This is a genomic window from Streptomyces cyaneochromogenes, from assembly GCF_003963535.1.
Lineage (GTDB): Bacteria > Actinomycetota > Actinomycetes > Streptomycetales > Streptomycetaceae > Streptomyces > Streptomyces shaanxiensis.
The window spans coordinates 4,559,407-4,580,059 of sequence record NZ_CP034539.1; the positions used below are offsets into that span (position 1 = coordinate 4,559,407).

Annotated in this window: 20 protein-coding genes; 11 read left to right on the forward strand and 9 right to left on the reverse strand. The window is 72.4% G+C overall.

The features are described 5' to 3' along the window. Positions 1 to 71: 71 nt before the first annotated feature. Together EJ357_RS20445 and EJ357_RS20450 are read left to right on the forward strand one after the other, a co-directional pair. Positions 72 to 308 carry a DUF7683 domain-containing protein gene (locus EJ357_RS20445; protein WP_126393057.1) on the forward strand — a complete coding sequence of 79 codons (237 nt, stop codon included), beginning with the start codon at positions 72 to 74 and terminating at the stop codon, positions 306 to 308. A gap of 12 nt (positions 309 to 320) precedes the next feature. Then, positions 321 to 710 (forward strand): hypothetical protein, encoded by a 390-nt coding sequence (locus tag EJ357_RS20450; protein WP_126393058.1) that lies wholly within the window; start codon positions 321 to 323, stop codon positions 708 to 710. Between the two features lie 67 nt (positions 711 to 777). On the opposite strand, the gene EJ357_RS20455 is transcribed toward EJ357_RS20450, so the two are convergent. From EJ357_RS20455 to EJ357_RS20465, 3 genes are all read right to left on the reverse strand, one after another. Beyond that, positions 778 to 3,948 carry a sacsin N-terminal ATP-binding-like domain-containing protein gene (locus EJ357_RS20455; protein WP_126393059.1) on the reverse strand — a complete coding sequence of 1,057 codons (3,171 nt, stop codon included), beginning with the start codon at positions 3,946 to 3,948 and terminating at the stop codon, positions 778 to 780. 62 nt (positions 3,949 to 4,010) lie between these two features. Then, on the reverse strand, positions 4,011 to 4,424 hold the full coding sequence (locus EJ357_RS20460) for a cytidine deaminase family protein (protein WP_126393060.1): 414 nt from the start codon (positions 4,422 to 4,424) through the stop codon (positions 4,011 to 4,013). 103 nt (positions 4,425 to 4,527) lie between these two features. Further along, the gene (locus EJ357_RS20465) at positions 4,528 to 5,454 is read right to left on the reverse strand and encodes a DUF3027 domain-containing protein (RefSeq protein WP_126393061.1); all 927 of its coding nucleotides are present in this window, start codon (positions 5,452 to 5,454) and stop codon (positions 4,528 to 4,530) included. Between the two features lie 346 nt (positions 5,455 to 5,800). On the opposite strand from EJ357_RS20465, the gene EJ357_RS20470 reads away from it, so the two are divergent. From EJ357_RS20470 to EJ357_RS20485, 4 genes are all read left to right on the forward strand, one after another. Next, on the forward strand, positions 5,801 to 7,228 hold the full coding sequence (locus EJ357_RS20470; protein WP_126393062.1) for an MFS transporter: 1,428 nt from the start codon (positions 5,801 to 5,803) through the stop codon (positions 7,226 to 7,228). A gap of 127 nt (positions 7,229 to 7,355) precedes the next feature. Further along, positions 7,356 to 7,826 carry a DUF2771 domain-containing protein gene (locus EJ357_RS20475; protein WP_126393063.1) on the forward strand — a complete coding sequence of 157 codons (471 nt, stop codon included), beginning with the start codon at positions 7,356 to 7,358 and terminating at the stop codon, positions 7,824 to 7,826. Continuing rightward, entirely contained in the window at positions 7,796 to 8,563 is a 768-nt protein-coding gene (locus EJ357_RS20480; RefSeq protein ID WP_407698501.1) for a futalosine hydrolase, read from the forward strand. The genes EJ357_RS20475 and EJ357_RS20480 overlap by 31 nt, the downstream gene beginning before the upstream one ends. Continuing rightward, positions 8,553 to 9,401, forward strand: a complete 849-nt coding sequence (locus EJ357_RS20485) for a 1,4-dihydroxy-6-naphthoate synthase (protein WP_126393064.1) — start codon at positions 8,553 to 8,555, stop codon at positions 9,399 to 9,401. The genes EJ357_RS20480 and EJ357_RS20485 overlap by 11 nt, the downstream gene beginning before the upstream one ends. A gap of 60 nt (positions 9,402 to 9,461) precedes the next feature. Here EJ357_RS20485 and EJ357_RS50520 read toward each other — a convergent pair whose 3' ends face one another. After that, positions 9,462 to 9,845 carry a cold-shock protein gene (locus EJ357_RS50520; protein ID WP_126393065.1) on the reverse strand — a complete coding sequence of 128 codons (384 nt, stop codon included), beginning with the start codon at positions 9,843 to 9,845 and terminating at the stop codon, positions 9,462 to 9,464. A gap of 165 nt (positions 9,846 to 10,010) precedes the next feature. Between EJ357_RS50520 and EJ357_RS20495 the strand changes: the two genes are divergently transcribed. Beyond that, entirely contained in the window at positions 10,011 to 10,262 is a 252-nt protein-coding gene (locus EJ357_RS20495; RefSeq protein ID WP_126393066.1) for a hypothetical protein, read from the forward strand. Here EJ357_RS20495 and EJ357_RS20500 read toward each other — a convergent pair. The 3 genes from EJ357_RS20500 to EJ357_RS20510 all read right to left on the reverse strand — a co-directional run bounded on the left by EJ357_RS20500 (position 10,238) and on the right by EJ357_RS20510 (position 13,731). Beyond that, entirely contained in the window at positions 10,238 to 10,864 is a 627-nt protein-coding gene (locus EJ357_RS20500) for an HAD family hydrolase (RefSeq protein ID WP_407698502.1), read from the reverse strand. The genes EJ357_RS20495 and EJ357_RS20500 overlap by 25 nt on opposite strands. 146 nt (positions 10,865 to 11,010) lie before the next feature. Further along, positions 11,011 to 12,042, reverse strand: coding sequence for a hypothetical protein (locus EJ357_RS20505; protein ID WP_126393068.1), 1,032 nt, complete (start codon positions 12,040 to 12,042; stop codon positions 11,011 to 11,013). A 78-nt stretch (positions 12,043 to 12,120) separates the two neighbouring features. Then, positions 12,121 to 13,731: a substrate-binding domain-containing protein gene (locus EJ357_RS20510; RefSeq protein ID WP_126393069.1), complete on the reverse strand. Its 1,611-nt coding sequence runs from the start codon at positions 13,729 to 13,731 to the stop codon at positions 12,121 to 12,123. Positions 13,732 to 13,941: 210 nt separating this feature from the next. Here EJ357_RS20510 and EJ357_RS20515 point away from each other — a divergent pair, with 210 nt between their 5' ends. From EJ357_RS20515 to EJ357_RS20520, 3 genes are all read left to right on the forward strand, one after another. Continuing rightward, complete coding sequence (locus tag EJ357_RS20515; protein ID WP_126393070.1) at positions 13,942 to 16,626, forward strand: helicase-associated domain-containing protein; 2,685 nt, start codon at positions 13,942 to 13,944, stop codon at positions 16,624 to 16,626. A 183-nt stretch (positions 16,627 to 16,809) separates the two neighbouring features. Then, on the forward strand, positions 16,810 to 16,938 hold the full coding sequence (locus EJ357_RS50245; protein WP_267132852.1) for a hypothetical protein: 129 nt from the start codon (positions 16,810 to 16,812) through the stop codon (positions 16,936 to 16,938). A gap of 83 nt (positions 16,939 to 17,021) precedes the next feature. Further along, a complete protein-coding gene (locus EJ357_RS20520; protein WP_126393071.1) occupies positions 17,022 to 17,240 on the forward strand; it encodes a hypothetical protein in 219 nt (72 codons plus the stop codon). Here the strand turns inward: EJ357_RS20520 and istB are convergent. After that, a complete protein-coding gene (gene istB, locus EJ357_RS50525; RefSeq protein ID WP_126393072.1) occupies positions 17,218 to 18,429 on the reverse strand; it encodes an IS21-like element helper ATPase IstB in 1,212 nt (403 codons plus the stop codon). The genes EJ357_RS20520 and istB overlap by 23 nt on opposite strands. Before the next feature lie 131 nt (positions 18,430 to 18,560). Here istB and EJ357_RS20530 point away from each other — a divergent pair, with 131 nt between their 5' ends. Continuing rightward, entirely contained in the window at positions 18,561 to 20,204 is a 1,644-nt protein-coding gene (locus EJ357_RS20530; protein WP_126393073.1) for a DNA repair helicase XPB, read from the forward strand. Between the two features lie 52 nt (positions 20,205 to 20,256). Here EJ357_RS20530 and EJ357_RS20535 read toward each other — a convergent pair whose 3' ends face one another. Then, positions 20,257 to 20,436, reverse strand: coding sequence for a hypothetical protein (locus tag EJ357_RS20535; protein ID WP_175647453.1), 180 nt, complete (start codon positions 20,434 to 20,436; stop codon positions 20,257 to 20,259). Between the last annotated feature and the right edge of the window lie 217 nt (positions 20,437 to 20,653).

The window sequence follows — 20,653 nt, forward strand, 5'->3', positions numbered from 1 at the left end:
AAGAATTTATGTAGGCCCGGACCAAGCTCGCAGGCCCGCAGGCCCGCAGGCCCGCCCCGGAAGGTGCCGTCGTGACCGTGTATTTCCTTGTCACCCGCTATCTCAAGGACGAGGACTTCCCCGACTCGACCACCGACGTCACCGCGGTCGGCGCGGAAGCCCTCGGAGAGATCCTGGGGATGCCGGCGGACGAGCTGTACGACGTGTATCCGCTGAAGCAGGAACACGCCGAGCGTGTCCGGCGTCTGACCGGTATCGCGCTCGACCTGGAGAAGTACGAGTACTTCCTGGAAACCGAGGCGGAATGACGGAAGATGACCATGAGTGACAGAGAGCTGATCGAGAAGATCCGCGACCGGCCGGGAATGGACAGCCTGGACGGCACCTACTACCCGACGGCCATGTTCCTCACGGGGATCGACTTCGGCAGGTCAGGTGGACTGCTGCGCGGCTTCACCGAGTGGCTGGTCGTCCGCAGGGGCGAGTGCAGCAGCTTCTACTGGCACAAGCTCGTCCTCCTCGACCTGTTCCCCGACATCGACCTCAAGGGCTGGAAGAACGAGGACCATCTGACCCCGGAGCAGCACCAACAGGCCGTGGACCACCTGTTCTCACTCGTCCTCGAATTCCTGGACGTACGGGACAAGCCACGAGAACTGGGGCTGATGTACAAACGGTACGAAGCGATGTACGCGCACATCTGGGGATAGACAGCCAGACGGAAAGGGCCGCCCCACCGGAATCTCACCGGCGGGGCGGCCTCTTCGTCCCTGCGGTTCAGTCGAACCAGCGATCCCGAGCCAGTTCCCCGGTCCGCGACGGATCCTCCAACAACGCCGCCACCTCGAACCGCCGCGGCCACTGCCCCGCCGCCCACGCCAGCCCGGCCGCGACGCCCTCCAGGGTCGCCGCATGCAGCACCCCGTCGTCCGTCAGCCGCCAGTCGATCTCGACCCCGTCCACGACGAGCTCCTCATGCTCGACGTACGACGCCGGCGTCCGCGCCCCCAGCAGCACCCGCACCGACTCCGGCACCTCGTGCTCGGTCCCCTCGGAGTCCACCGACCCCGTCACCGACTCGCTCAGCCGCCGTACCTGGAACAGCTCGGCCAGCTCGGCGGCCCGGGACGGGCGGACCGGCAGCAGCGGGACCCCGCCGGTGAAGGGCAGCAGATCCGGCGAGTCGACGACCACCGCGTCCGCCGCGTCCACGACCTCAAGGTGACCGTCGACCACGGCGCGCAGCTCGTCCGGCAGGGTCACCTGCTCGGGGTCGAGGTCGGCCAGGGCGCCGTACAGGGCGTGCAGTTGGGCGGCGGACACCTCCCGGTCCGGGTCGGCCAGGCGGTCCAGGAGTTCGGCCGCGCCGCCCGGCTCGTCCAGCAGCGCGGCGACCGACGTCCGTACGCCCAGCGCCCGCAGCACCTGTTCGTCGTCGAAGCCGGTCGCGTCGGCCTCGTCGTACAGGCCGCGCAGCAGGGGGTCGCCGCCGGAGGCGAGGAGGCCCGCCGGGCGGCGGCCGTCCAGGACCGGGTTGCCCCGCAGCCACCAGGCCGTGTACGGCCGTACGACCTCGTGCGTGCCGTCGGGCAGCAGGATCCGCACCTGCTGGGTGAGCGCGTCCCGCAGCGGCGGCCGGGCGAGCAGGGCGAGGGCCTGGGGCCACTTGTCCTCGTCGACCAGGTCCAGGTCGCGTACGGCGATCAGCTCGGTGGCGACCGGCGGGACCGGCGTGTCCGGGAAGCGGTCGAGGATGTCCTCGCTCCAGACGTCCACGGCATCCAGCAGACCCGCGTCGTCGGGCTCGGCGAAGTCCCCCTCGCGGGGCTCCAGTTCGTCCGGGTCCAGGACGACGTCCGCCGCCCGGACCAGGGCGAAGTTGGCGAGGACCCCGCAGGCGGCGAGCGGCGCCTCGCCCCATTTGTCGGCCAACTCGGCGTCGATCGCGGCCAGTTCACCCTCACGCATGACCTGGTGGAAGGGGCTACCGGGGAAGACCAGCTCACCGGCCGGCGCCAGCTCCCCCTCCTCGTCGGGCAGGGCGAGCGCGCCCAGCCACGGCTCGTCACCCGGCTCCAGGCCCGCCTCCCGGACGAGCGCGAGCACGGTGTCGGCCAGCTCCTCGGCGTCGGGGGTGTCCTCCTCCCAGCTCACACCGCCGTCTTCGTCGAGGGAGGCGGCGACGGCGGCCCGCACCTGCGGTGTGGTGAGGACCGCGCGGGGGGTCGCGGGCAGGGCGCCCAGCTTCTCCAGCAACGGGTGTGCGGCGTCCGGGTGGGCGACCTTGAGGCCGAGGCGGGCCAGGATCTCGGGGTCGACGGGCGCGCCGTCGGACGTGGGGAGGAGGACCTGCCGGGGCCCGATCGTCGTACGTCCGTCGGCCAGCGGCACCGGCAGCCCGGACAGGCGGTCCGGGTCGACCCCCGCGAGGCTGTCGTAGAGCCGCCGCCACCAGCCCGGTTCCTTCTCCAGCCCGGCGAGACGGTCGATCGCGTCGGTGAGCGGGACGCGGGCGACCCCCAGCGTCCGCAGCTCCACACGCCGTTCGAGCCCGGCGGGCAGGAGGGTGGGCAGAACCTCGGCCAGCACGCTCACCGTGTCGGCGCCGGCGCCCTCGACGATCTCGGCGTCGCGGGGGCGGAGGGACTCGGGCAGCTCGGAGTCGGGCTCGTGCGGCTCGGCGGAGGGCGGGAGAGACGACGGGTGGGCGGGCGAGAGAGACACCGGGTGGGCCGGCGGGAGGAACTCAGTGCGGGGCAGTCGTTCCAGGATCGCCTGGCGCAGCGTGCCGTCCAGCTCGCCCTTGCCGAGCGGGCCGGGCACGAGGCCGATGATGCCGTCGCTCACCGGGCGCCAGTCGGCGAGCAGTTCGGCGTACGAGTCCGCCGCGCGCTGCACGAGGAAGTCGGTCAGCGGGCCGGGGGCGGCGTGGCGGCGGGTGGTGTCGAGGGGGAAGGACGCGATGAGGAGGGCGGGGACGCCGAGGGGTTCGTCGCTGGGCGTGGGCGCGTGGACGACGGGGGCGGTGCGGGGCCTGGCGGGGGTGCTGTCGGCGGCGTTGACGGGGACGGCCCAGGTCAGCGACCAGTGCGGGCGCAGCCGCTCCTCGAGCGGGCGGTCGGCGAGGAGGTCGGGCGTGAGCGGGCCGTGGGCCGCGGACGTACGCCAGTGGGTGACTCCGTCACGGGAGTCCTCCACGACCGTGAAGGGGCCGTCGACCCGGCGGCGCAGCGTGCGCGGCTCGCCGTCGCCGACCTCGACCACGACCTCTTCGAGGCCGGGCAGGGCAAGGAGCAGCGCGTCGTCGACCCCGTGCAGCAGCCGCTCGGCGAGGTCGGCGGCCGCGGTGTCGCGCAGGGGGAGGATGACGGCGGTGTCGTACGGGTCCGGGGCCGTGCCCTCGGCGGCGAACGGCAACCGCAGCAGCGGGACGTGCCCGTCACGGCGCCGGATCTCGTCCCCCAGCCCCGGGCTGTGCCGCGCGGTGCTGCCGGCCAGCTCCCGGGCTTCGGCCAGGGCCCACCGGACACCGCCGTGCCGCCCGACGACGGCGGGCTCGTCGGTGACGGCGAGGACGGCGGCGAACCCGACGCCGAAGCGGCCGATGGAGGCGGTGTCCCGTTTCGCCGAGGCTCGCAGGGTGGAGAGCGACTCGACGCCGGCGGCGTCCAGCGGGGCGCCGGTGTTGGCGGCGACGAGCACCCCGTCGCGCAGGGTGAGCCGGAGCCTTCCCGGCACCCCCGCCCTGGCGGCGGCGTCGGCGGCGTTCTGAGCGAGCTCGACGACGAGTCGGTCCCGGTACCCGCCGAGGACGAGATCCTCCTCGGCGTTGGCGTCCTCCCGGAAACGGGCGGGACTGGTGGCCCAGGCGTCGAGTACACCGCGGCGCAGCCGGGCCGTCCCGAAGGGGTCGGCACCCTCGGCTGCGGGACGCACGAACTTGCTCACGATCACTCTCCTCATCGGCTGAGGAGAAGGTATCGCGCGGGAGAGAACCCGTGCCGCCTACGTCACTCGGCGTCCAGCTGGTGGTCGGCCCAGACGTAGCTCTCGGGGAGCAGGTCGGTGACGAGGACGGTTCGGACCCGGTCCTCCGCGCCGACGATGACCTTGAGGGCGGGGAAGTAGTCGAGAAGGACCTGACGGCACCGGCCGCACGGGGGGACGACGCCCCGGTCGCGGTCGCCCACGGCGACGATCGTGTCCAGCTCGTAGATGCCCTGGGCGGCCGCCGCGCCGATGAGGACCAGCTCGGCGCAGGGGCCTCCGGTGAAGTGATAGGCGTTCACCGCCGTGACGATCCGGCCGTCCTGCGCACGGCCCGCTGCCGCCATGGTGTGGTTGTCGCCCCGGCATCGGGTGCGGGCGACGTGCGCCGCGGCCTGGATGAGTTCGTCGTCGACGTGCGGGGTCTGCACGGTCACCTTTTCTCGTCGGTTCTTCTCGTCGGCCGGAGCTGCCCGGCGCCGCACCCGCGCGGGGAGCACCCTGCCGGGCAAGGCAGAGGCGAAGGGGAGGGCGGGGACCCTACGAGTGCCCCAGCTCCGCCGACTCCTCGTCCCCCGTGACCGACACCGACCCGGAATCCGCCGCCGGACGCAGCGGGAACGGGTCCACCCGGGTCTCGTCGATCACCGGCGGGGCCGGACGCGGGGGCTTGGGCATGACCGCGGCCTCGGAGTGGCCTCCGCAGCCGTAGGTGAGGGAGACAACCCGGCCGTCCGCCGGGGCGAACTCGTTCGCGCAGACACCGAAGGCCTGGCCCAGGGAGCCGCCGATCGGGGCGAGGAAGCCACAGGTGACGCAGGAGGCGGGGGCCGCCTGGGCCATGGGGGTCTTCGCGCCGTACGCCTCTTCCCAGCGGTCCGCGGCGATGTGGAGGCCGTAGCGGGACAGGACGCGGGCGCGCCGCATGCCCAGTTCCTCCGCCACCGCGGCGATCGAGCCGCGGGAGGGGCCGAAGGGCAGGTTCGCCGGGACCCCGGCCGTCACCTCCGCGTCCTCCGCCTCCACCAGCTCCGCCATCTCGTGCGAGACGGGCGCGTTCGGCGCCGGCTCGTCCTCGCCGGAGTAGCCGGGCTCCAGGCGCAGGTCCTCGGCGTCCGTGGGGAGCAGGTCGCCCGGGCCCATGTCGCCGGGGCGCAGGCGCTCGCTCCACGGCACCCACTCGGGGGCGAGGAGGGCGTCCGGGCCGGGGAGGAGGACCACCTCGTCCAGCGTCACCACCTTCGCGCGGGAGGCTCGGGCCACCGTCACCGCCCAGCGCCAGCCGCGGTACCCGAGCTCCTTGCACTCGAAGAAATGCGTGGCCACTCGGTCGCCCTCGGAGACCAGACCCGCGTGCTCGCCCACGACGCCGGGCGCGGCGGCCTCCTCGGCGGCACTGCGGGCGAGGTCGACGGCCTCGGCGCACAGACGGTCGGGGGTGCGGCTTCGCGTTGTCGCTGCGCTCACAGGTATCGCTTCTCTCCTACGCCGTCTCTCGGGTGCGGTGCCTTGAGGCGGTGGGAACGGACGGAGCGGACCTGTGGGCCGCGTCGACGTCCGCATCCGAATCGCGCTCGGGCGCACCTACGTCATCCATTGTGCGGGATGGCTGAGATACGCACGCTACCTGTTCGCGAGCGCTGGGCCTACACCGACGGCCCTTTCACCGTGCGCGGCGGCCCGCCGGACGCCATGGAACCCGTGCCGTCGGCCCGAGAGTTGCCCGGCACCGACCTGAGACCTTGCCCATGGCTTTCCCCCCATACGCGCCGTAACCGCACTACCCGCCCCCATCTCGGGGCACTATTGCGTCGTGGCAACCGCAAGGCAGCCGCAAGGAGCCACCGGTGTCGGTGGTTCCAAGGGCGGCCGGGGTCGAGGCGGCGGAACGGGCCGGATGGGCGGCCCCCTCCGCGCGCTCGGCCGTGCCCTGCACTTCCCGCTGACCGGCCCCGCCCGCGGCATCCGCAAGGCCACGCACGCGCAGGGCGCCGGCGAGTCCGGCCTCGGCAAGCTGATCGAGCTGCACGGTGTGAACGGCGCCGGGGACATGATGATCACCGTCGCGCTCGCCTCCACCGTCTTCTTCTCCGTCCCGACCGACGAGGCCCGTGGGCGTGTCGCGCTCTACCTCGGCATCACCATGGCGCCGTTCACGCTCCTCGCGCCCGTGATCGGCCCCCTCCTCGACCGCCTCCCGCACGGCCGCCGCGCCGCGATGGCCGGCGCGATGCTCGCCCGGGCACTGCTCGCCCTGGTCCTGTCCAGCGCCGTCGTCAGCGGCGATCTCCAGCTGTATCCGGCCGCGCTCGGGGTGCTGGTGGCCTCGAAGGCGTACGGGGTCGTCAGAAGCGCCGTCGTGCCCCGGCTGCTGCCACCCCGCTTCTCCCTGGTGAAGGCCAATTCACGGGTCACCCTCGGCGGGCTCCTGGCCACCGGGATCGCGGCGCCGATCGGTGCGGGGCTGCAGGCGATCGGGCCGCGCTGGCCGCTCTACGGCGCCTTCGTGATCTTCATCGCCGGTACGTTCCTGTCCTTCTCCCTGCCGCACAAGGTCGACTCGGCCAAGGGCGAGGACACCGCGCTGCTGGCCGCCGACGAGCAGCATCTGCACGGGCCGCACCGCAAGCCCGTCAAGCGCCCCGGCCTGCGCACGGTCGGTATCGCCGTCACCCACGCCCTGGGCGCGAACGCCGCGCTGCGCTGCCTGTCAGGCTTCCTGATCTTCTTCCTCGCGTTCCTGCTGCGCGAGCACCCGATGGCCGGCCAGAGCGCCGCCGTGTCCCTGGGCATAGTGGCCGTCGCGGCCGGCGCCGGCAACGCGCTCGGTACGGCCGTGGGGGCGTGGCTCAGATCCCGGGCACCGGAGATCATCATCGTGACCGTCGTGGGCTTCGTGCTGGCCGTGGCGATCACGGCCGCGCTCTTCTTCGGCTCGATCCTGGTGGCCTTCCTGGCGGCGGTCGCCGGGTTCGCGCAGGCGCTGGCCAAGCTGTCGCTGGACGCGCTGATCCAGCGGGACGTGCCGGAGCTGGTCCGTACGTCGGCGTTCGCGCGCTCCGAGACGCTGCTGCAGATGTCCTGGGTGCTCGGCGGCGCGATCGGCATCGTGCTGCCGCTGAACGGCTCGCTGGGCCTGGCGGTCGGCGCGGCGATCGTCGCCATCGGCTGGCTGACCACCGCGAAGGGCCTGATCGGCTCGGCCCGGCACGGCGGCCACACTCGGCCACGGGTGGCCTGAGACGCCGCGACACGGCCGTGGCGTACGCACCTTCGCCTCCCGTGACGTACGCCCCGACACCTCCGTGACGCACGGCACGCCGCCCCCACGTAGAGAGAGCGCCATACGAGCCCGATAGCCTTCGCCCATGACCATGCAATCCGTTGTGCGACGCCGCCGCGCGCTCGCCGCCGCCGGCGCCGTTTCCGCCGGACTGCTCGTCCTGTCGGCCTGCGACAAGCCGACGCCGATCGCCACGATCACCGTCGGCACGTCCTCCGTCCACTCGGAGGCGACCTGCGGTGGCGAGGGCGACGCCCTGAAGACCGCGGACCTGGCGGGGTGCCTGAAGGACAAGGGCATCGAGTCCATCAAGGTCGACCCCGACGACACCGTGCGCTTCGGCGTCGACCCGGAGATCGCGGACAACGGCTGGACCATCCTCATGAACGGCCAGCCGCTCACCGACTCCAGCAAGAAGACGTACCGCACCGTCCCGGGCAGCGTGTTCTTCAACGCCCAGTACGGCGCCAGCGGCGACTCGACGCTGGTCTCCATCAAGGAGGGCGAGAAGGACGTGACGGGTCTGTGGTCCTTCAAGCTGGAGAAGGACAGCTGATCGCTGCCGCCGCGCTGCGCGTGCTCGTGGCCACCGCGGTCCCTGCGGAGAGGGACGCGGTGGCCGAGGCGTTCGCGGCGGCCGCGGACGAGGGGCGGGTGCTCCTTGGGCCGGTCGGTCCGGTGCCCGATGCGGCCGGGCGGCCGGTCGTCGACCTCCTCGCCGCCGGCGTAGGCCCTGCCCGGGCCGCCGCCACCACCGCGTCCGCCCTCTCCGCCGCCGCCCTCGACGGCGCCCCCTACGGCCTGGTCGTCTCGGCCGGCATCGCCGGCGGCTTCGCCCCCCACGCTCCCGTGGGCTCCCTCGTCGTCGCCGACGAGATCACCGCCGCCGATCTGGGCGCGGAGACCCCCGACGGCTTCCTGCCGGTCACCGAGCTGGGCTTCGGCGCCGTCACCCACCGTCCGCCGGAAGCACTCGTACGAGAGGTCGCGACCGCCACCGGCGCGCGCCCCGGCGCGGTCCTCACCGTCTCCACGGTGACCGGCACCGCCGTCCGCGCCGCACGGCTGCGTGAGCGCCACCCCACGGCTCTGGCCGAGGCGATGGAGGGCTTCGGCGTCGCCGAGGCCGCCGCGGTCCACCGCACGCCGGTGCTGGAGCTGCGCGCGATCTCCAACCCCGTCGGCCCCCGCGACCGCGCCGCCTGGCGCATCGGCGACGCGCTGGCCGCCCTGACGGAGGGCTTCGGGAAGCTCACGCCCGTACTGGAGAGTTGGAACCCACATGACCGGTGAGCCGCTGCAGATCGCCTACTCCCCCTGCCCGAACGACACCTTCGTCTTCGACGCCCTCGCCCACGGCCGCGTCCCGGGCGCGCCCGCCCTCGACGTCACGTTCGCCGACATCGACATCACCAACGGCATGGCCGAGCGCGGTGAGTTCGACGTGCTGAAGGTGTCGTACGCCGTGCTGCCGTACGTCCTCGACGAGTACGTCCTGCTGCCCTGCGGAGGCGCGCTCGGCCGGGGCTGCGGGCCGCTGGTGCTGACGCGGGAGGCGGGGGTGGACCTCACCGGCCGTACCGTCGCGGTGCCGAGCGAGAGGTCGACGGCGTATCTGCTGTTCCGCCTCTGGGCCGCGGACACGCTTCCCGGCGGCGTCGGCGAGATCGTGGTCATGCCGTTCCACGAGATCATGCCCGCCGTGCGGGACGGGAAGGTCGACGCGGGCCTCGTCATCCACGAGGCGCGGTTCACGTACCAGAACTACGGGCTGCACAAGCTCGCCGACATGGGCGAGCACTGGGAGGACACCACCGGGCTGCCGATCCCGCTGGGCGCGATCATCGCGAAGAGGTCGCTGGGCGCGGCGGCGCTGACGCGGCTCGCCGACGCGATCCGCACGTCCGTGCGCGCCGCCTGGGACGATCCCGAGGCCTCCCGCCCGTACGTCATGGAGCACGCACAGGAGATGGACCCGGCCGTCGCCGACCAGCACATCGGCCTGTACGTCAACGAGTTCACGGCCGGGCTCGGCGAGGACGGCTACGCGGCGGTGCGCGGTCTGCTCACACGTGCGGCGGCCGAGGGGCTGGTGCCGCCCCTCGGCCCGGATGTGCTGGATTTCCCTTAGGACCGTTTAAGTCCGCAAAGGGGCTGTACGTCGAGAAATGCCCGCATGTCGAGAAAGGGTCTATACGTCGAGCTGGTCGGCGACCGCGCGCAGCAGGCCGGCGATCTTCTTGCCGGAGGCCTTGTCGGGGTAGCGGCCCTTCTCGAGCATCGGCGTGATGTTCTCGAGGAGGGTCGTCAGATCCTGGACGATCGACGCCAGTTCGTCCGGCTTCTTGCGGGTGGCGGCCGCGACCGAGGGGGTCGGATCCAGAACGGTGACCGAAAGCGCCTGGTCGCCACGCTGGCCGGCGACCACGCCGAACTCCACGCGCTGGCCCGGCTTGAGAGTCTCGACTCCGGCGGGGAGGACCGAGGAATGGACGAAGACGTCACCGCCGTCGTCGCGGGAGAGAAAGCCGAAGCCCTTCTCGCTGTTGAACCACTTGACCTTGCCGGTAGGCACGTCTGTCCTCGTCCTCGTACTCGTCGGAAAACTGCTTCTGAAAACGGCTCTTGATAGCACTACAGCGGGTCGACCATGACCCGCCGGTACCAAGGCTAATGCTCCCCGGGCAGGTGACAAGACGTCGCCCGGTTGTTCCCTCGCGCAGGGAACTACCCTGGTCCGGTGCGTGACAAAACCCAAACGAATTCCGCCGCTCCCGGTGACCGACTGATCCGTGCCGGTGCGGTCCTGTTCTTCATCGGTACCGTGGCCACTCTGGTCACGGTGGCGCCGTTCCTGCTCGGTACGACGCCATTTCCGACGTACATGTTCGGACTGAGCATGCTCATGGGCGTCGGATTCCTCGTCGCCGGCGCGGGGGTGTTCCAGTCGATCGCGGCCGGGAGGCGTCAGGCGCGGGGCGCTTCGCGGTAGCCGGCGAGCCAGTCGGGGAACTCCGTCAGGTCGTCGAGGACGACGTCCGCGCCGAGGGCGCGCAGGTCGGCGGCGTCGTACGGCCCCGTGGCCACGGTGACGGACAGGGCGTCGGCCGCGCGGGCCGCGCGTACGTCGCCCTCGTGGTCGCCGACGTAGACACTCGCTTCGTGCTCGCGCAGGGCCGCCGCCTTCTGCTCGGCCCAGAGGTTGCCGATGACCGCGTCCGGCTCGATGCCGAGGTGCTCCAGGTGCAGTTTGGCGTTCGGTTCGTACTTGGCCGTCACGACGATCGCGCGTCCACCGGCCTTGCGTACGGCGGCTATCGCCTCGCGGGCACCGGGCAGGGCGGGGGTCGCGGCGATGGCGATCGTCGGGTACATCCCGCGGTACCGGTCGGCGATGGCCGCGATCCGCTCCGCCGGGAACCAGTTGATCAGCTCTTCCTCGAGCGGGGGGCCGAGGCGTGTGATCGCGAGGTCGGCGTCGATGTACGTCCCCGTGTGTTCGGCCAGTGCCGTGTAGCAGGCGTGGATGCCGGGGCGGGAGTCGATGAGGGTCATGTCGAGGTCGAAGCCGACGGTGAATGCCATATGGGCCATTGTGCCCAGGCCTGTGGTGGGGCAGACGGGGGTGGGTGTGTGATGTGCGCCCAGTAGCTCGGTCCTTTCCCTTTCGGCGGCTGCGGGCCGGTGGGGGTTGATCGCGCTCACGCGGCGGAGCCGCACATCGATACGGCCCCGCGCCCCTAGGGGCGTTTCTGTGAGCGCCAGACGATGAACAGTGCCGATGCCACCGCCGCCCCCTTCAGTACCCAGGGCCAGGTGTCCGCGAGTGCGGCGTTGGTCTGACCCTCCGCGATCGGGTCCCCCCAGCGGCCGTTGGTGCGCCCCCAGAGCCAGGTGATGCCTGCCGTGAGAGACAGGGCGGGCAGGATCACCACCGCCCACTTCGTCTCGGCGTCGCTCAGGCGGCGGGAGCCCCAGGCGATGAGCCAGCCGAGGAGCAGGGCGATGAGGTTGCCGAGGACGGCGCCGGTGACCAGGAGGGCGGCGGCGAGCAGGAGGAGGGGGTTGCTCCAGCGGCCGGTGGGGAGGGTCGGGCGGGGCAGCAGGCGGCGGCGACGGCGGCCGGCGGTTTCCGCGTCCGGGTCCTCGGCCTTCTCCACGACGGCCGGGGCGGGTTCCTCCGCGGGCTCCTTCTTCCGCGCCGCCGCCTCGTCCTTCGTGGGCGGGCGTCTGAGCATCTCCGGGATCTCCACGCCGCCGACGAATCCGGGGACGTCCTCGCCGGGGCCGAAGGCGCTGCTGTCGATCCGCCACCAGTCGGGCTGGGTCGCGCTGCCGCCGAGGTCCGCCGTACTGGCGAGGTGCGGCGGTGGAGCGGCGTCGTCCGGTGCCGCCGGGGGCTCGGCGGGGCGGGGGCGGGGGACGAGGCGGCGCAGGCCCTTGGGGCGTTCCTCGTCCGTCCCGTCGTCCCGGCTCTCCGGCTGTATGGGCACGGAGGCGGCCGGGGCCTGGGGCGCGGGGGCGGCGTTGCCTCCCCCAGAGGGGGTACCCCCAGCGGCCGTGACGACCTCGTCCGGGGTGCCGAGGCGGGCGATGATGCGGCGGACGGCGGCGGGGCTGTCGACGGGGGCCTTGGCGCGCCGCCGGTCGATCTCGCCACGCAGCTCGGACACCAGGCGCATGCGGGTGGCCGACGGCAGCTGTCGCCGCTGGGCCACGTCGCCGACGCGGCTCAGATACTCGTAGACGACCTGGTCGCTCTCGATCCCCACGAAGTCCCCTCCGGGGTGGGTGCGTTGCGGTGCGTTGGTTACCCCGTGGGACGACGTTAGCGCAGGATATGAGGTGGGTCAGAGCGGGCGGCACTCCCCCGAGTTCTGTGCTTCGGAGCAGAGGCCGTGGCCGTGGTCGCGGAGGATGTCGCGGCCGCTCTGCTGGGTGAGGAAGTTGAGGAAGGCCGCGGCGACCGAGCCGGCCGGGGTCTCGCCGTAGGTGTAGGCGAACTCGGTCTGCCAGTAGGGGTAGTTGGTGTCCTCGACGCCGTCCGCGGTCGGTTTCCTGCCGTCGATCGTCAGCTTGGCGAGTCCGTCGGCCGCCTTGTGGCCGTCGACGCCGGTGGTCTCGCTGTAGCCGAGGGCGCCGGGGGTCGAGGCGGCCGTGTTCAACATGGTGTCCGTGCTGGTGACCTCGCAGCGGCCGTACCGTTTCGGGTTCAGGGACGCGCAGTCGGTCTCCGTGAACTGGGGCGGTTCCTTGCCGTTCAGGACCTTGGCGACGAGGGTGCTGCGGGTGCCGGAGCCGGGGTCGCGGTTGACGAGGTGGACGGGTACGTCGTTGCCGCCGACCTCGGACCAGTTCTGGACCCGGCCGGCGAAGATCTCGCGGATCTGGGCCAGTTTCAGGTTCTCCACGCCCGCGTCCTTGTTGACGACGAGGGTGAACACCGAGAGCGCGACGGGTCTGGGGATCAGCCGGGGGTGGCCGTCGGAGGCGAGGCCGTCGGTGAAGGCGATGTGGTCGCCGAGGCCCTCGCCGACCGGGACTTCGGCCTCCCGGCCGGCCCTGTCCAGGTCGGTGACGCCGTCGGTGCTGCCCTTGAAGGAGTCGTCCGCGAGCGGGATGTGCACGTCCGCGCCGTCGCACCTCTTGAGGTAGTCGCGTGCGGCGGCCCGTACCGCGGGCTCGAAGGCGGTGGAGCCGTGCAGGTACAGGGTGCCGCCCACGCAGTCCAGCGGCGGCCTGCGGTCCTCCCGCAGGAACAGGGTGAAGACCGCCTGGACGGCGACGGCCGCCGCCAGGAACCCGATGGCGAACCAGGCCGGGCGGGAGGCGAACAGGTGGCTCTCGGTCCTGGCCAGCTTGAACCGGAAGTACTTCGCCAGCGGGTCGAACCAGCGCCGGTCGGCGCCCACGGCACCGACGATGTCCGGCTTGGGGAAGTCCTCGGTGCTCTCGTCGTCCTGCCAGCGCTCCAGGATCACCAGGACCTTGTACTCGGCCCGCCGGGGCAGTTTGACCTTCGGCAGCTCGACGACGCCCGCGCGTCTGGCCTCGTCGTTGCGGAAGCCGTAGCCCGCGGCACCGTCCCGGAAGAACCGGCGCAGCTCGCGCTGGCTCAGCTCGGTGACCACGATGCCCGCGACCTGCCGGCGGCGGAAGGTCGCCCATATGCCGCTGGGGTCGTTCTCGTCGGTCAGGTAGTCACCGGGTTCGATGGGCGCCGATCCGGCGTTCTCGATGCGCAACAGCACGAACGAGGGGTCCTTCAGCCGGTGGCCGTCCCGCTCCAACTGCTCGAGGATCTCGGCGTGCTCCGAGCGGGTGTCGTCCGCGGCGAGCGTGTCCATCTGCACCCGGTAGCCGAGCCGCTTGCGGCCGACGACCGCGAACTCCCACAGGAACGCGAAGACGGGGATCCCGAGGCTGACGACGGCGATCCACTGCTCTACCTGCTCGCTCACCGCCGGAACCCCCAATTCCCTTGAGCCGTGAAGTAGTTGGCAGGGAGCCCAGAGTGACGACCGGGTGCGCGGTGTCGCCAGAGGTGCCGGAATCCTCCGGACGATGTTCATCCGGGGGTCAACTGCGAAACGTCCCGTTCGCCGACCGGACGGCGTTCGAGGCCCCGCTCCCACCCCGGCCCAGCCGCCCCACCCGCTAACGTGGGCAGGATGAGCGACCCGGCTACACCGCCCCGTTCCCTCGCGGAGGCCCTCCGCACGCGGGACGACGCCTCGCTGGCCGTGCTCCTGCGCAGCCGCCCCGACCTCATCACCCCTGTCCCGACCGACCTCACCCAGCTGGCGACCCGGGCCGGCACCCGGGCCTCGGTCGTGCGCGCCCTGGAGCGGCTGGACCGCTTCGCGCTGCAGACGGCGGAGGCACTGGCGGTGGCGGCGGACCCGGCGACGTACGACGAACTTCTCGGTCTGATGGCCGGCGACGAGGGCGACCCGGCCGTGGCGAGCGCCCTGCCGCACGCCCTCGGCGCCCTGCGCGACCAGGCCCTGGTGTGGGGCGGCGACGACCGGCTGCGCCTCGTCCGTACCGCACGTGAGCTGCTGGCGCCCGCGCCCCAGCATCCGTCGCCGACCGGGCTCGGCCCGAGCGTGCAGGAGGCCTCCGCGGGCATGTCCCCGGGCCGTATCCAGGAGATCGTCGCGGCGGCCGGGCTGACCTCGACCCACGACGCCGTGTCCGCCGTGGCGTCGCTGACCGCCCTGTTCACCGACCGGCGGCGCATGGCGGCGCTGCTCGCCGACGCCCCGGAGGAGTCCCGGGAGGTCCTGTCCCGGCTGGTCTGGGGCCCGCCGTACGGCCAGGTCACCGCCGATCCCGCGCCCCATCTGCGCTGGCTCCTGGACCGCGGTCTGCTCCTGCCGACGACGCCCGGCACGGTCGTACTCCCCCGCGAGGTGGCCCTGCACCTGCGCGCGGGCCGCGCGCACCGCGCCACCGAGCCATTGCCGCCGCCCGTCGAGGCGGCCGCGACGCACCGTCCACAGGTTGTGGACGCGACGGCGGCCGGGCAGGCGTACACGGCGCTGGCGACCGTAGAGGAGCTGCTGAAGGACTGGGACGAGGGCGGGCCGGCCGTGCTGCGCGCCGGCGGGCTCAGCGTGCGCGACCTCAAGCGGACCGCCGTCGCCCTCGACGTGCCCGAGCCCGTCGCCGCCTTCTGGGTCGAGCTGGCCTACGCCGCCGGGCTGCTGGCCTCCGACGGCGAGGCCGACGAGCGGTACGCGGCGACGCCCGCCTACGACGAGTGGCTGGAGCAGCCCGCCGCGCAGCGCTGGGCACGGCTGGCGGAGACGTGGCTGACGGCGACGCGTACGGCGGGGCTGATCGGGGGGCGGGACGCGAAGGACCGTACGTTGTCCACGCTGGGCCCGGGGCTCGACCGCTCCGCCGCGCCGGAGGTACGGCACCGGGTGCTGACCCTGCTCGCCGGGCTGCCGGAGGGGCAGTCCCCGTCCGCCGAGTCGGTGCTGGCGCGGCTGCGCTGGGAGCGGCCGCTGCGCGGCCCCCAGCAGGACGACGACCTGCGCGGCAGGCTCGCCCGGTGGGCGCTGAACGAGGCGGAGCTGCTGGGGGTGACGGGGCGGGGGGCCCTGTCGGCCCACGGCCGGGCGCTGCTGGGCGCGCCCGCGACGACGGCGGCCGAGCGGCGCCCTGCGGCGGCGGGCCGGGGCGCGGGCCCCTCGGCCACGGGTCCGTCGGCGGCCACCCGAGACGCCGACCCCACAGCCACGGGCCCGTCGGCGGCCACCCGCGACACCGGCCCGTCCCCCCAGTCACCCCCGCCCGCCGACGCTCCCACCGGCCCCGGCGACAAGCTCCCGATCCACCACGAGCACCCCCGCCCCGCCGCTCCCCCCGAGCCCCTCTCCCCCGCCGAACAGGCCACGGCCACCGCGGCCGCCGTACGGCTCCTCACCCCGCTGCTCCCCGAGCCGCTCGACCACGTCCTGCTCCAGGCCGACCTCACGGCCGTGGCTCCGGGACCGCTGCAGCGGCCGCTCGCCGCCGTGCTGGACGTGCTCGCGGACGTGGAGTCGAAGGGCGGGGCGACGGTGTACCGGTTCACGCCCGCCTCGGTGCGCCGCGCGCTGGACGCCGGGCGCAGCGCCTCCGACCTGCACGCCTTCCTCGCCGAGCACTCGCGTACGCCGGTGCCGCAGCCGCTGGCGTATCTGATCGACGACGTGGCCCGCAAGCACGGGCATCTGCGGGTGGGCGCCGCGTCGGCGTACGTCCGCTGCGACGACGACGCGATGCTGAACGAGATCCTCGCCGACAAGCGGGCCGCCGGCCTGCGTCTGCGCCGCCTCGCGCCGACGGTGCTCGCCGCCCAGGCCGACCCGGCCGCGCTGCTGGAGGGCCTGCGCGCGATGGGCTTCGCGCCGGCCGCCGAGTCGGCCGAGGGTGACGTCCTGATCACCCGCGCCGACGCCCACCGCACCCCGCCGCGCACAGCCCCCGCACCGGTCCCGGACGGCCCGCCGACGCCGGACGCCACGCTGCTGGCGGCCGCGATCCGGGCCATCCGGGCGGGCGACCTGGCCTCCACGACACCGCGCAAGCCGAGCGCGAGCACGGCTCAGGTGACCGGCGGCGACCTGCCCCGCACCACCTCCGCCGAGACCCTCGCCACCATGCAGGCCGCCGTCCTGACCGGCGAGGCGCTGTGGATCGGCTACGTCAACGCCGAGGGTGCCGCGAGCCAGCGGGTGATCGCGCCGGTGCGGGTCGAGGGCGGGTTCGTGACGGCGTACGACCACACGGCGGACGAGGTCCGGACGTATCCGCTGCACCGGATCACCGGGGTGGCCGAGCTGGCGGACGACCAGATCTGAGACCGGGTCCGGTGGCCGTGGGCCACTCGTTCGGGCGTACGCGGCGGTTCATGCACGCCACGCCGGGCTGTTCAGACTCTTGGGGGACCTTTCGGTTCTCTCCGCATCGCGCCGCGTGGCGCAGGGCAGCCACCCGATGTCCTGATCACGCTCAAGTGAGCGCAACAGAGAGGTAGTTGTCCCATGCGCACTGCTCGTCGTCTGGCCACCGTTCTGGCCGCCGCAGCCCTGATGATGGGCGCCTTCACCGCCCAGGCCGCGGCGATCGGTATCGACGCCGCCGGGCTGGTCATCGAGACCCCGCAGATCTGACGCGACCGCAGCGCACCCATCGGGTCGGTCCCGGCGCTCCAGGGCCGGCCCGCCCTCCGTACGTGAAAGGTCCCGGAGTCCCCATGCGTTCCAAGCGCCCCGTCCCCACCCGTACCTGCCTCGCCGTCGCCGCCCTCGTGTCGGCGGCCGCGACGGTGGCCGTCCTCGCGCCCGCCGCCTCGGCGGCACCCTCCGCCCTGCCGCTGCCGCTGCCTGCCGCCGGGGCCGAGTCCCTCGTCACCGAGGGGGTCACCATCGAAGGACCGCTGGTCAACAACCTCAATCTGCCCACGCTGAAGTAGCGCGGCGCATCCGGTAGCTGTCCCCGTCGATCCGTACGACCTCGGCGTGGTGGGCCAGCCGGTCCACCATCGCCAGTGCGGTGGGGCCGCCGAAGATCTCGTCCCAGCGGCCGAGCGGGCGGTCGCCGGTCACGATCAGGGAGGCCCGTTCGTAGCGGTGGGCGACCAGCTGGAAGAAGAGGGCGGTGGTCTCCGCGTCGAAGGGGGTGTAGCCGATCTCGTCGACGATCAGCACGGCGTGGTCGTCGAGCGCGGCCAGTTCCTGCGCGAGCCGCCCGGCGTCCCGGGCGCCGGCCAGCCGCGCGGCCCACTGGGCTGCGGACGCGAACAGCACCGAGTGCCCGGCCTGACAGGCGCGCACGCCGAGGCCGACGGCCAGGTGCGTCTTGCCGGTGCCGGGCGGGCCGACGAAGACCACGTTGCGGCCGGCGGTGACGAAGTCCAGCTTGCCGAGCCGGGCCACGGTCTCCCGGTCGAAGGAGCGCGGGTGCTCAAAGTCGAAGTCCTCCAGCAGCTTGCGGGCGGGGAAACCGGCGGCGCGCATCCGCTGCTCGGCGCTCGGCTCGTCCTCGCGGGACGCGGCCTGGGCCGGCACGAAGACCTTCTCGGCGGGCTCCTCGGGGGTGTGCTCGCGGTGCGCGTGCTGCCGCTCGGCCTGCGCGGCCATCGGCCCCGACATGTAGGCCAGGATCGCCGCCGAGGCGATGAACGCCATGTGGATCACCGTGCCCCACAGCAGTGAGTGGCGCGAGGTGTGGTGGACATCCACGAACATCTGGAGAAGATGGACGGAGGAGATGCCCACGATGGCGGTGGCGAGCTTGACCTTCAGCACGTTGGAGTTCACGTGCGAGAGCCATTCCGGCTGGTCGCGGTGGCCCTGCAGACCGATGCGCGAGACGAATGTCTCATAGCCGCCCACGATCACCATGATCAGCAGATTGGCGATCATCACGACGTCGACCAGCTTCAGCACGGCGAGCATGACGTACGTCTCGGTCGCCTGCCCGGTCACGCACCGGAGCACTAAGGTCCACAGCTCGTTGAAGAACTTGTAGACGTACACCCCCTGAGCGGCCACCAGGCCGAAGTAGAGCGGGGCCTGCAGCCAGCGGGTGGCGAACAGGGCGTACCCGAGGGTGGTGGTCGTGGGCGACGGATCACTGCTGATGGGCTGCACGCTCGGCATTCTTCGCAGCCGCCGCCGTCCAGGTGAAAACCACGTCACTCACAAGAATGAAAAGACATCCTGTAGGACTCCGTAAAGGATCAGGCACACTGGACGTTTGGCCGGGTGGTCGAGCGGAAGGGCTGACGCACGTGAACGGACCACTGATCGTCCAGTCGGACAAAACCCTGCTCCTGGAGGTCGATCACGAGCAGGCCGACGCGTGCCGTCGGGCGATCGCCCCGTTCGCGGAGCTGGAGCGGGCGCCCGAGCACATCCACACCTACCGGGTGACGCCGCTCGGCCTGTGGAACGCGCGCGCGGCCGGGCACGACGCCGAGCAGGTCGTCGACGCGCTGGTGACGTACAGCCGCTACCCCGTGCCGCACGCGCTGCTCGTCGACATCGCCGACACGATGGACCGGTACGGCCGCCTGACCCTCTCCAAGCACCCCACGCACGGCCTCGTGCTCACCACCACCGACCGCCCGGTCCTGGAGGAGGTGCTGCGCTCGAAGCGGGTCGCGCCGCTCGTCGGCGCCCGCATCGACCCGGACACCGTCGCCGTGCACCCCTCCGAGCGCGGGCAGATCAAGCAGACGCTGCTGAAGCTGGGCTGGCCGGCCGAGGACCTCGCCGGGTACGTCGACGGCGAGGCGCACCCGATCGAGCTCCACGAGGACGGCTGGGCGCTGCGGCCCTACCAGAAGCAGGCCGTGGAGAACTTCTGGCACGGCGGCAGCGGGGTCGTCGTGCTGCCGTGCGGCGCCGGGAAGACCCTCGTCGGCGCCGGGTCCATGGCCCAGGCGAAGTCGACCACGCTCATCCTGGTCACCAACACCGTCTCGGCCCGCCAGTGGAAGCACGAGCTGGTGAAGCGGACGTCGCTCACCGAGGACGAGATCGGCGAGTACAGCGGGACGAAGAAGGAGATCCGGCCCGTCACCATCGCCACGTACCAGGTGCTGACGACGAAGCGGAAGGGCGTCTATCCGCACCTGGAGCTCTTCGACTCCCGCGACTGGGGCCTGATCCTCTACGACGAGGTGCACCTGCTGCCGGCGCCCGTCTTCAAGTTCACCGCCGATCTCCAGGCCCGGCGCCGGCTCGGACTGACCGCGACCCTGGTCCGGGAGGACGGGCGTGAGTCGGACGTGTTCTCGCTGATCGGGCCGAAGCGGTTCGACGCTCCGTGGAAGGAGATCGAGGCGCAGGGCTACATCGCGCCCGCCGACTGCGTCGAGGTCCGGGTCAATCTCACCGACTCCGAGCGGCTCGCGTACGCCACCGCCGAGCAGGAGGAGAAGTACCGCTTCTGCGCGACGACCGACACCAAGCGGAAGGTCACCGAGGCCCTCGTCCGCCGGTTCGCCGGGCAGCAGATCCTGGTCATCGGCCAGTACATCGACCAGCTCGACGAACTGGGCGAGCACCTGAACGCCCCGGTCATCAAGGGCGAGACATCCAACGCCCAGCGCGAGAAGCTCTTCGACGCCTTCCGGGAGGGCGAGATCAGCGTCCTCGTCGTGTCCAAGGTCGCGAACTTCTCCATCGACCTGCCGGAGGCCACGGTCGCCATCCAGGTCTCGGGCACCTTCGGCTCGCGCCAGGAGGAGGCGCAGCGGCTGGGGCGGGTGCTGCGGCCCAAGGCCGACGGCCACCAGGCCCACTTCTACTCGGTCGTCGCCCGCGACACGATCGACCAGGACTTCGCCGCGCACCGCCAGCGCTTCCTGGCGGAGCAGGGGTACGCGTACCGGATCGTGGACGCGGACGAGATCCTCGCGGAGGGCTAGGGAGTGGGGAGTTTCGGAGTGTGATCGGCCGGTCACACAGTGAGCGTGGGCGTCACTTGTGGCGGACGCCCGCTTCCTCGCCGTACTCACCGAGGACGATCACGTCGAAGGCCGCACCCGCGAACACCCTGACAGCACGCAGGGCTTCGCCGAGGCGATGACGGTGGCTCCCCTGGATCGCTGTCGCTCCACGGGGGCCCGTAGGGGCTGGGTGGATGGTTGCTGCGCTCATGTCTCCATGATGGGCTCGCAGGCGTAAGGACGGCATCGGCCTGCGGTGCCAAGCCGTGTACTGCCGCCGTACGCCTCCGGACGGACCCCCCTACCCCCAGGGGGAGGGCCGCGTCCCCTAGGGGACGGAATATTCGTTGGCATCGGAGGCCGGCGCTCACCTAAAATCTCCGCTCTTGCCCGCCTCCGTTCATGGAGCGCCGTCGCCCGGACGGAAA

What these genes read in the sequence shown, in the direction of transcription:
- EJ357_RS20450 (WP_126393058.1), top strand. Translation starts at nt 321, where the DNA reads ATGAGTGACAGAGAGCTGATCGAGAAGATCCGCGACCGGCCGGGAATG.
- EJ357_RS20475 (WP_126393063.1), top strand. Translation starts at nt 7,356, where the DNA reads ATGACCATGCAATCCGTTGTGCGACGCCGCCGCGCGCTCGCCGCCGCC.
- EJ357_RS20485 (WP_126393064.1), top strand. Translation starts at nt 8,553, where the DNA reads ATGACCGGTGAGCCGCTGCAGATCGCCTACTCCCCCTGCCCGAACGAC.
- EJ357_RS20500 (WP_407698502.1), bottom strand. Translation starts at nt 10,864, where the DNA reads ATGGCCCATATGGCATTCACCGTCGGCTTCGACCTCGACATGACCCTC.
- EJ357_RS20515 (WP_126393070.1), top strand. Translation starts at nt 13,942, where the DNA reads ATGAGCGACCCGGCTACACCGCCCCGTTCCCTCGCGGAGGCCCTCCGC.
- EJ357_RS50245 (WP_267132852.1), top strand. Translation starts at nt 16,810, where the DNA reads ATGCGCACTGCTCGTCGTCTGGCCACCGTTCTGGCCGCCGCAGCCCTG.
- EJ357_RS20520 (WP_126393071.1), top strand. Translation starts at nt 17,022, where the DNA reads ATGCGTTCCAAGCGCCCCGTCCCCACCCGTACCTGCCTCGCCGTCGCC.
- istB (WP_126393072.1), bottom strand. Translation starts at nt 18,429, where the DNA reads ATGCCGAGCGTGCAGCCCATCAGCAGTGATCCGTCGCCCACGACCACC.
- EJ357_RS20535 (WP_175647453.1), bottom strand. Translation starts at nt 20,436, where the DNA reads ATGAGCGCAGCAACCATCCACCCAGCCCCTACGGGCCCCCGTGGAGCG.